This is a genomic window from Mycobacterium sp. IDUB_21, assembly GCF_055419425.1.
Genome location: NZ_JBVAXQ010000004.1, coordinates 392,983 through 401,850, shown reverse-complemented (window position 1 = coordinate 401,850; position 8,868 = coordinate 392,983). Strand labels below are relative to the sequence as shown.

Below are 8,868 nucleotides of genomic sequence, written 5' to 3'. Positions count from 1 at the left end.
AAACCCCCGCCCCCAGCGACACCGTCGGCATCAACCTTCCCAAGCCCGAACGACTCCAGGCAGCTTGACAACGCCCGCGCGAGGCCCCGGGAGTGCGATTCTGTGTCTGCTCGCGGTACAAAAAGTGACCCCTACGGGTCGCGGGGGAGACCCAGCAGACGCTCGGCGATGATGTTGAGCTGGACCTCCGATGTGCCGCCGTAGATGGTGGTGGCACGGCTCATCAATAGGTACTCGGCCCACTTACCGGGTAGCTGGTCGCGGTCGCCGATCGCGGCGTCACCGCCGAAGGTGCCCACCGCGAACTCGGCGTAGCCCTGGCCGGTGCGCATCGACAGCAGCTTGGACACCGCCGCCGCCGGCATCGGGTCCTTCCCGGCCAGCGTCAGCAGCGTCGAGCGCAGGTTGAGCAGCTTGGCGGCGTGCCCCTCGGCGATCAATTCACCGGCCCGGCGGTGCTCGCCCTGGTCGAACTGGCCGTCGCGCATGAACTCCACGAACCCGTCGAGGCTGGCCAGAAACGGCATCTCAGAGCCGCCGATCGACACCCGCTCGGCGGTCAGCGTGTTGCGGCTGACCTCCCAGCCCCGGTCCACCTGGCCGAGCACCAATTCGTCCGGGATGAACACGTCGTCGATGTACACCGTGTTGAACATCGCTCCGCCGGTGAGTTCGCGCAGCGGGCTGACCGTCACGCCTTCGCTCTTCATGTCCAGCAGGAAGTAGGTGATGCCATCGTGTTTGGGAACCGAGGAGTCTGTCCTTGCCAGCAAGGCGCCCCAGGAGGAGAACTGCGCGGCCGACGTCCAGATCTTCTGCCCGCTGATCCGCCAGCCGCCGTCCACCTTGGTCGCCTTCGTGGTCAAACTGGCCAGGTCTGAACCCGCGCCTGGCTCGGAAAACAGTTGGCACCAAATCATTTCGCCGCGGAACGTGGGCGGCAGGAAGCGCTGCTTCTGCTCGTCGGTGCCGAACGTCACGATCGACGGAATGAGCCACGCCGCGATGCCCATCGCCTGGCGCCGTACCCGTCCGGTGGCGAACTCCTGTTCGATGATGATCTGCTCGATCGGCTCGGCCGCCCGCCCCCACGGCTTCGGCAGGTACGGCAGCACCCAGCCGCCCTCGGCGATCGCCACCGTGCGCTCGTCATGCGACATGGCCTTGAGAGCTGCCACTTCGGCGCGGATCTCGGCGCGCAGCTTCTCGGTTTCGGGGTCGAGGTCAATGTCGATCTTGCGCATGCCGCCGCCGGTGGCGGTATCGACGACGCGCTGCGGGTAGTCGGCGCGACGGCCGAACGAGGCCGCCAGGATCAGCGCCCGCCGGTAATAGACGCCTGCGTCGTGCTCCCAGGTGAAGCCGATCCCGCCGTGCACCTGAATGCAGTCCTGGGTGCAGTGCTGTGCCGCGTCCGGGGCCAGGGTCGCTGCCACGGCCGCCGCGAACTGTACCGTCGAACCCGCTGCGTTCCAGCCGTTCTGGTCGGCCTCGTCGATCGCCCGGGCGGCATCCCAGACCGCGGCGGTGGCCCGCTCGGTGGTGGCGATCATCTCGGCGCACTTGTGCTTGATGGCCTGGAACTGACCGATCGGGCGACCGAATTGTTCGCGGATCTTGGCGTACTCCGCGGCGGTGTCGGTGGCCCACCGGGACACCCCTACCGCCTCCGCGGACAGCAGTGTCGAGATCAGCGCGTGCGCCTGCACCTGGCTGAGGTTGGTCAGGACGGCTTTGCCGTCGAGCTCGACACCGTTGGCGCGCACGTGGGCGATCGGACGCAGCGGGTCCACACTTTCGACCGGCTCGATCTCGAGCTGGTCGGCGCGCAGCACCACCCACGCCTCGCCGCTGGCCCCGCCTTTGGCAACGGGCAGCACCAGCAGCGACGCCTGGGCGGCAGCCGCGACGGCGCGGGCTTCGCCGCGGATGACCAACCCGTCACCCTGGGCGGTGGCCGTCAACCCCGGGCTGAGTGTGTAGGTGGCGATGACCTCGCCGTTGGCCAGGCCGGCCAGTTCGGCGGCGGCCGGGTCGTGTGCGGCGATCAGGGCGCTGGCGATCGCCGATGGCACGAACGGACCGGGTACTGCGCCGTAGCCGAACTCGGCCAGCACCACCGCCAGCTCCAGGATGCCGAAACCCTGCCCGCCGACCTGCTCGGTCAGGTGCACGCCCGCCAGGCCCTGCTCGGCGGCGGACCGCCAGTACGTCGGCGGATTCTCGATCGGATTGTCCATTGCGGCATGCAGCAACTCGGACGGCACCGCCCGTGTCAGGAGTGCCCGCACTGAATCGGCCAGGTCCTGATGCTCAGAAATGATCGCTATCGGCATGATGCGCCTTTCGGTGTATGCGTGTGGTCAAACTAACAACCGGTCGGTTGGTTGACGACGTGGGCCAGGGGTTGGCCGTCTCGCAGCCGTCGACAGTTGTCGACAGCGGCGGTCAGGTAGCGCCGCATGGTGTCGACGGTGTACCAGCTGACATGCGGGGTCAGCACTACATTGTCCAGGCCGAGCAGGAGATTGTCCGCGCTGACCGGTTCGACGGCGAACACGTCGAGCCCCGCGCCGGCCAGCCGCCCGCTGCCCAAGGCCTCGGCCAGTGCGGCCTCGTCGACGACTCCGCCGCGTGAGGTGTTGATCAGAACCGCCTCCGGTTTCATCCGCGCCAGCCCGCCGCGGTCGATCAGACCCTCGGTCGCCGCGGTGAGCGGCAGGTGCAGCGATACGACGTCGGCTTCGGACAGCAGCTCCGGCAGCGGCCGCCACCCGGGCAGGCCGTCATCGCGGGTGCTGGTGTGCAGCACGTGCGCACCCATGGCGGAGACGATTCCCGAGACCCGTCGGGCAATGCTGCCGTAACCGACGAGACCGACGGTGCAGCCGCCGATGTCGCGGCAGTGCTCGCCCAGATCGGGATCGGTGGGCCAGCCGCGCCCCTGACGGGTCGAGTGATCGAGCGGCAGCAGCCGGCGCAACACAGCCAGCATCAGCAGGACGGTGCCCTCGGCCACCGACGCCGCGTTGGCGCCGGGCATGTTCGCCACCGCGATACCGCATTCGGTGGCAGCGTCGACGTCGATGGTGTTGATCCCGACGCCGAATTTCTGCACGAGCCGCAGTCGGGGCCCGCTGCGTAGGTCCGTCCCGGACAGCGTCCGCAGGACGTGCCAGATCACCTCGACATCGGCCACTTCGCGGCGGAAGGTGGTGTCGTCGTCTGCAGCGCACCACCGGATGTCGAGCCAATCAGATTCGGGCACAACAAAGTCGTTGACCTTGGGACCGGGGATGAAGTGCGCCAGGACTCTCAGGGCCACCGTTGGCCTATCCATTCGGCGATGATGTCGGCCTGGGTGTCGCGGGCGCCCGGGGTGGTGAAGTAGTGATCGGTGTCGACGCTGCGCAGTGTCTTGTCGGTGCTGGCCAGGCCAGAGTGAATGAGCTGCGTGTCAGACGGGAACACCCCGGTGTCGGCGTGGGCGTTGATCACCAAGGCCGGTTCGCTGATCCGCGCCAGGTGCGGTTCGGCGCGGGTCTGGGCAGTCCGCAGACTCCACATCCCGAGCCAGTTGCGCAGAGTGGTGGCGGAGCCGATCCCACGCGCGGATCGGTTGGCCTTGACCGGCACACCGGCGTAGCACATGTTGGGCTCGCGTGAGGTGGGCTCCAGGGTGGGGTCGACCATGCGCGGGTCCGCCCATGTTCGCATCACGGTGAACGGCCGATCGGAGAACCCCGCGGCGCCAATGAGTTTCAGCTCGGACTCGGCCCAGTCGGTGATGGCGTCGTTTCGGGCGACCTGTGCGGCCCGGTAGCGGGCGACGAATTCCGGTGAGTAAGGCGGGGCGTTGTGTTCGGCGAACAGGTCGAGTTCGGGATCTGAACGCACCGGGTCGTTCTCGTCGACGACGGCCCCGTCCATCCAGTTCGTCAGCACCTCGGGGCGTCCGGGGTGGGCGGCACTGGCGACGTAGCCGTCGGCGAGAGGCAGGTCATCGAGCCCGGTCGCTGGCCGCATTCCGGGCAGCGGCACGACGTTCGGGTGATGTGCCTGCGACTGATAGGCCGCCATCAGCGAGCCGCCACCGGAGTTGCCCAGCAGCACCACCGTCTTCACGCCGGCCACCTCGCGCAGCCACCGCACACCTACCCCGATGTCGACCAGGGCGTGGTCGAGCAGGAAGCTGCTTTCGAAGCCCCGGAACCGGGTGTTCCAGCCGAGGAAGCCGATCCCGCGGGCGGCCATGAAATCAGCGATGTAGTGCTCACTGAAGTCGATCTGGTAATGGGTGGCGATCATCGCCACGTCGGGATTGTGGCCCGCGGCATGGTGATACAGGCCCTGGCACGGGTTACCGCCGGCCCCGGCGCGCTGCGCGGTGGGTGACGTCAGGCCGATGAACTCCCGGGTGATCTCCGGCATGGTCTAAGAACCTTCCTCGGCGTAGATGGCGCGATAGAACACGTTGGCCAGGGTGCGGATACAGGCCTCGTCATCGAGGTCGTCCGGCCGCGCGCCCGCAGGACGGGGCATGGCCAGTTGGACGTAGCAGAACTGGTTGAGCATGGACACGATCGCCACCGCGAGCAGTTCCGGGTCGTCATCGGCACAGTAGCCGTCGGCTTGGGCGCGTTTCACCATTTCGGTGATGAAAGCCATTGGCTCCGCGCAGATCTCCGCCCAGTAGCGGGCGAAGTCGTCATTGACCATCGCCAGTTGGGAGACCCCGACCATCTCGGCCAGCCGGTTGCGGTAGGTATGCCAGTGCGCGGCAGCCGCCTGCTCGATCCGCTCCCGGTTGGACAGGCCGTGCCGAACAGCGCTGGATGCCCGCTCGCCGGCTTCGTCGCGGAACCGCAGCGCCCACTCGCGGACCATCGCCTCCTTGGAGTCGTAGTAGTTGTAGAACGACGCCGCCGACCGCCCGGCCTCCGCCGCGATATCGGCGATGGTGGTGGCCAGGACACCTTTGCGGGCGATCACCGCGCGCGCGGCCGAGTCGATCGCGGCCTGGGTGCGCCGGCCCCGGTGGGTGGGCAACGGGTCGCGGTAAGCGGGTTGTTCGGAGAGGGTCGCCACCGAATCACCGATTCCTGTCGCTGCTGGGTCTGGATCAGAACTGAATCTGATGTTAGATTCAGTTTCGGATCTTGACCAGAGGAGCCGCCATGATCAAGCCGCACGGTGTCAACACCGAGTTCGAGATCAGTGGGATCAACCACGTCGCGCTGGTCTGCGCCGACATGGCGCGAACGGTCGACTTCTACAGCAACGTGCTCGGTATGCCACTGGTCAAGTCCCTGGACCTGCCCGGCGGGATGGGCCAGCACTTCTTCTTCGACGCCGGCAACGGTGACTGCGTCGCGTTCTTCTGGTTCGCCGACGCGCCGGATCGCGTGCCGGGCATCTCCTCGCCGGCCGCCATCCCGGGCATCGGTGAGATCACCAGCGCGGTAAGCACTATGAATCACCTGGCGTTTCACGTACCCGCCGAGAAGTTCGACGCCTACCGGCAGCGACTCAAGGACAAGGGGGTCCGGGTCGGTCCCGTCCTCAACCACGACACGTCCGATTTTCAGGTCAGTGCAACGCTGCATCCCGGTGTCTACGTTCGGTCGTTCTACTTCTTCGACCCCGACGGGATCACGCTCGAATTCTCCTGCTGGACCAAAGAATTCACTCCTGACGTGGAGCACGTCACGCCGAAGACCCAAGCCGACCGGCAGGTTCCGGCCGCCACCTAGTCCTCGCTTAGTCCCGGTACAGCGCCGGATCGCCGAGCTTGTCCAGCAGAGCGGCCAACTGCTCGATCAACCGTTCCGGTTTGAAGCGCACTTCACCGGCCAGCCAGGCGCTGATCGTCTGGGCCACCCCACCGACCACGAAATGTCCGGCCGCCCTGATCTGGTCGTTCTCCGGCAGTCGCAGCACGGTTCCGGCGTGCTGTCCGGACAGCATCGCCAGCAGCGCACTGGACTCCACCCGCTTGCGCACCACGACCGCATTGCTCAGATGCACGCCGAACAGCAGGCGTCCGATCCGGGCGTCCCCGGCGATCGTCCGCACGATGTTGGCGACTCCGGCCCGGGTCTGCTGATCGGGTGGCGCCGACTTCACGATCGACTGGGTCTTGGCAGCCAGGTCTGCGATGACGGAGTCGAAGACCGCGCTGACGAACTCGTCCTTGTCGGCGAAGCTCTCGTAGAAGTAGCGGGCGGTCAGGCCGGCCTGCCGGCAGATGCCCCGCACGGTCAACTCGGCGATCTGCGGCAAGTCGGCCCCGAGTAGATCGAGTCCGGCTTCGAGGAGTCGGGCCCGGCGCGATGCCCGCCGGTCAGCGGCGTCGACCCCGCCGTACGGGCGCGCCCCCGACACATTGGTGGACACCATGCCCAACATCTTGACACCGCCGCCGAAGACAGAGCAATATCAGGAAACAGCCGTTATCAGAATTGGGGTGGCCGATGAGCGCCAATGCATTGCTTCAGCAGGTGGAACGCCCGGTCAGCGCGCCGCCGGACCCGAGGCGCCGCCGCGCCCCTGAGCAGCAAAAAGGCGCGGAGATGGCCAACGGCATGTTCGGCTTGTCGCTGATGGCCGGTTCGGCCAACGTGATCATGCAGTTGGCCCGCCCCGGCGTGGGTTACGGGGTTCTGGAGAGCAAGGTCGACAGCGGCCGTGCGGATCTGCACCCGTTCAAGCGGGCTCGCACCACAATCGGCTACCTGGCGGTGGTGGCGCTGGGTAGCGAGGCCGAACAGCAGGCGTTCAAGAAAGCGGTCGACGGTTCCCACCGTCAGGTCCGGTCCACCGAGGGCAGCCCGGTCAAGTACAGCGCCTTCGACCCGGAACTGCAGTTGTGGGTGGCGGCGTGCCTCTACAAGGGCTCGGTCGACCTCTACCGAATGTTCTACGGCGACCTGGACGACGAGGAGGCCGAACGGAATTACCAGGAGGCCAAGATCTTCGGCACCGCGCTGCAGATGAAAGAGGACATGTGGCCGGAAGACCGGGAGGCGTTCGACAAGTACTGGCAAGACCAGTTGAACACCAATATCCACATCGACGACCCGGTCCGCGGCTACCTCTATGACATCGCCGCGGTTCGGATGCGCGGGCTGACGCTGCCCGGCCCGCTGCACAAGCTGGTCGAGGCGCCGATGCTGTTCATCACCACCGGCTTTCTGCCGCAACGGTTCCGCGACGAGATGCAGCTGCCGTGGGACGCCAAGAAGCAGCGCCAGTTCGACGCTCTGATCGCTGCACTGAGGGTCGTCAACAATGTGACGCCGGGGCCGCTGCGGCGCTTCCCCTTCAACGCTTTGATGGCCGACATGCGGTGGCGGATGCGGACCGGCCGCCCGCTGGTGTGAGTTGTGGCGGCGGCATCCCCGCCGCCAGCACGAGACAGCCGTTAAGCATTTACTCAGATTCCGGTTGGGCTGATGCCCGCGCTGATCAGCGCCCTCTGGAAATGGTGGATCGACTCCTGCCCGGTCGGTACGCCGATGACGAAGGTGATCGGGTAGCGGCGGCCGACCAGCCCGATGTCGGGCGAGATCCGCTGGGACCGTTGCTTCGTTCGTGGTAGGCGCCGCCGATCCGAGTCAGCAACTCCGGGAATCGGCCGGTCTCAGAGATTCACCGCGACGGACGGTCGCATCAAACCGGACAGGGAACACGGTAGCGGCGACCGGTAAGAGAGACGCTTCGTCACGAGGCATTTTCCTGTGAATTAACTTGACATGACAATAGAATCTTCCTAAACTAAGCGCAGCTCTTTGAAACAAGAGAGCAAGCTGCTAACAAGGGGACATGTCATGAAGTTCATCACATTGGGTGCTGTGGTCGGTGGGGCCGCAGCGGCGGCGTTCCTGACCGCCGCGACCGCCAACGCAACGGAGACGCCGGATGCCCCGGTGACCTGGACACCGACCTATAACGTCGACAACGCGGAGATCCTGCAGGCGGCGAACTCGTTCACCAACACGTGGGCGGTAGATTCGATCTTCACCCCCAGCCAGGGCGACGCGCTTGCCGGCGTCACCTACCTCACGCCGTCGTCGGGCGGGCTCAGCACCGTGTTCATCGATAGCGCCAACGGTGACATCTACAACCAGAACCAACTGGGCCTGGGCTTCACCAATCTGTACTACGACGCCGATGGTGACGGAAAGGATGTCGTCGACTACCTGAAGACGCCCTTCGGTTCGTTCAACATCTCGTCGATGGCGGCGCTGTTCGCCCCGGCAGATGTGGCGGATCTGCCCCCGGCTTCGCCGCTGGAGGCACTGGAGAACGCCGGCCTGTACAGCGCACTGAACCTGGGCCTGGGCGAGGACGCTCCGGCCGACGTGACGTGGTCGCCGACGTACGCCGTCGATGGTGCCAAGATCCTCGTCGACAACGACCCGTTCTCGGAGACCTGGAAGTTGACGGCCATGTTCACCAACAGTGCGGGGGACTCGCTGTCGGGTACCAACTACGTCACGCAGGCGCTGTTCGGCGGCGGCATCAACGACCAGTTCGTCACCTCAGACGGCGACGTCTACTCCCAGAACCAGCTGGGCCTGGGCTTCACCAACCTGTACTACAACCCGGCAGGCGACGACACCGACGCGGTCGACTTCCTCAAGACGCCGTTCGGCACGTTCGACATGTCGTCGATGGCATCGTGGTTCGCACCGACCGACTTCTCCGATGTCGACGCGATCACGCCTGATGCCGACTTGGCCAACGCCGGTCTCTACAGCGCGTTGGACCTCGGTCTGCTGACGCCGGACGTGTAACCAACCACACCGCACGCACGAATGCCCCGGTCTTGCCGGGGCATTCGTGCGTCAGGTACCTCAGGACAAA

8 protein-coding genes are annotated in these 8,868 nt (G+C 66.2%); 3 read left to right on the top strand and 5 right to left on the bottom strand.

What is annotated here, in order from left to right; translation table 11 throughout:
• Window positions 1-131 precede the first annotated feature (131 nt).
• Genes ACZYY4_RS09115 through ACZYY4_RS09100 form a run of 4 tightly spaced genes read right to left on the bottom strand, consistent with a single transcriptional unit; the run spans window position 132 to window position 5,088 of the window.
• Complete coding sequence (locus ACZYY4_RS09115) at window positions 132-2,336, bottom strand: acyl-CoA dehydrogenase (RefSeq protein WP_463809607.1); 2,205 nt, start codon at window positions 2,334-2,336, stop codon at window positions 132-134.
• A 32-nt stretch (window positions 2,337-2,368) separates the two neighbouring features.
• A complete protein-coding gene (locus ACZYY4_RS09110; RefSeq protein WP_463809605.1) occupies window positions 2,369-3,340 on the bottom strand; it encodes a 2-hydroxyacid dehydrogenase in 972 nt (323 codons plus the stop codon).
• Complete coding sequence (locus ACZYY4_RS09105) at window positions 3,316-4,431, bottom strand: alpha/beta hydrolase family protein (protein ID WP_463809603.1); 1,116 nt, start codon at window positions 4,429-4,431, stop codon at window positions 3,316-3,318. The genes ACZYY4_RS09110 and ACZYY4_RS09105 overlap by 25 nt, the downstream gene beginning before the upstream one ends.
• Before the next feature lie 3 nt (window positions 4,432-4,434).
• Window positions 4,435-5,088, bottom strand: a complete 654-nt coding sequence (locus ACZYY4_RS09100; protein ID WP_463809601.1) for a TetR/AcrR family transcriptional regulator — start codon at window positions 5,086-5,088, stop codon at window positions 4,435-4,437.
• Window positions 5,089-5,177: 89 nt separating this feature from the next.
• Between ACZYY4_RS09100 and ACZYY4_RS09095 the strand changes: the two genes are divergently transcribed.
• Window positions 5,178-5,753 carry a VOC family protein gene (locus ACZYY4_RS09095; protein WP_463809599.1) on the top strand — a complete coding sequence of 192 codons (576 nt, stop codon included), beginning with the start codon at window positions 5,178-5,180 and terminating at the stop codon, window positions 5,751-5,753.
• Window positions 5,754-5,760: 7 nt separating this feature from the next.
• Here ACZYY4_RS09095 and ACZYY4_RS09090 read toward each other — a convergent pair whose 3' ends face one another.
• Window positions 5,761-6,408, bottom strand: a complete 648-nt coding sequence (locus ACZYY4_RS09090; protein WP_463809597.1) for a TetR/AcrR family transcriptional regulator — start codon at window positions 6,406-6,408, stop codon at window positions 5,761-5,763.
• A 65-nt stretch (window positions 6,409-6,473) separates the two neighbouring features.
• Between ACZYY4_RS09090 and ACZYY4_RS09085 the strand changes: the two genes are divergently transcribed.
• Together ACZYY4_RS09085 and ACZYY4_RS09080 are read left to right on the top strand one after the other, a co-directional pair.
• Window positions 6,474-7,382, top strand: a complete 909-nt coding sequence (locus ACZYY4_RS09085; RefSeq protein WP_463809595.1) for an oxygenase MpaB family protein — start codon at window positions 6,474-6,476, stop codon at window positions 7,380-7,382.
• A gap of 447 nt (window positions 7,383-7,829) precedes the next feature.
• On the top strand, window positions 7,830-8,798 hold the full coding sequence (locus ACZYY4_RS09080; RefSeq protein WP_463809593.1) for a hypothetical protein: 969 nt from the start codon (window positions 7,830-7,832) through the stop codon (window positions 8,796-8,798).
• Window positions 8,799-8,868 lie beyond the last annotated feature (70 nt).

Coding starts and splice junctions, on each gene's coding strand:
- ACZYY4_RS09095 (WP_463809599.1), top strand. CDS start 5,178: ATGATCAAGCCGCACGGTGTCAACACCGAGTTCGAGATCAGTGGGATC.
- ACZYY4_RS09105 (WP_463809603.1), bottom strand. CDS start 4,431: ATGCCGGAGATCACCCGGGAGTTCATCGGCCTGACGTCACCCACCGCG.
- ACZYY4_RS09080 (WP_463809593.1), top strand. CDS start 7,830: ATGAAGTTCATCACATTGGGTGCTGTGGTCGGTGGGGCCGCAGCGGCG.
- ACZYY4_RS09085 (WP_463809595.1), top strand. CDS start 6,474: ATGAGCGCCAATGCATTGCTTCAGCAGGTGGAACGCCCGGTCAGCGCG.
- ACZYY4_RS09090 (WP_463809597.1), bottom strand. CDS start 6,408: ATGTTGGGCATGGTGTCCACCAATGTGTCGGGGGCGCGCCCGTACGGC.
- ACZYY4_RS09110 (WP_463809605.1), bottom strand. CDS start 3,340: ATGGATAGGCCAACGGTGGCCCTGAGAGTCCTGGCGCACTTCATCCCC.
- ACZYY4_RS09115 (WP_463809607.1), bottom strand. CDS start 2,336: ATGCCGATAGCGATCATTTCTGAGCATCAGGACCTGGCCGATTCAGTG.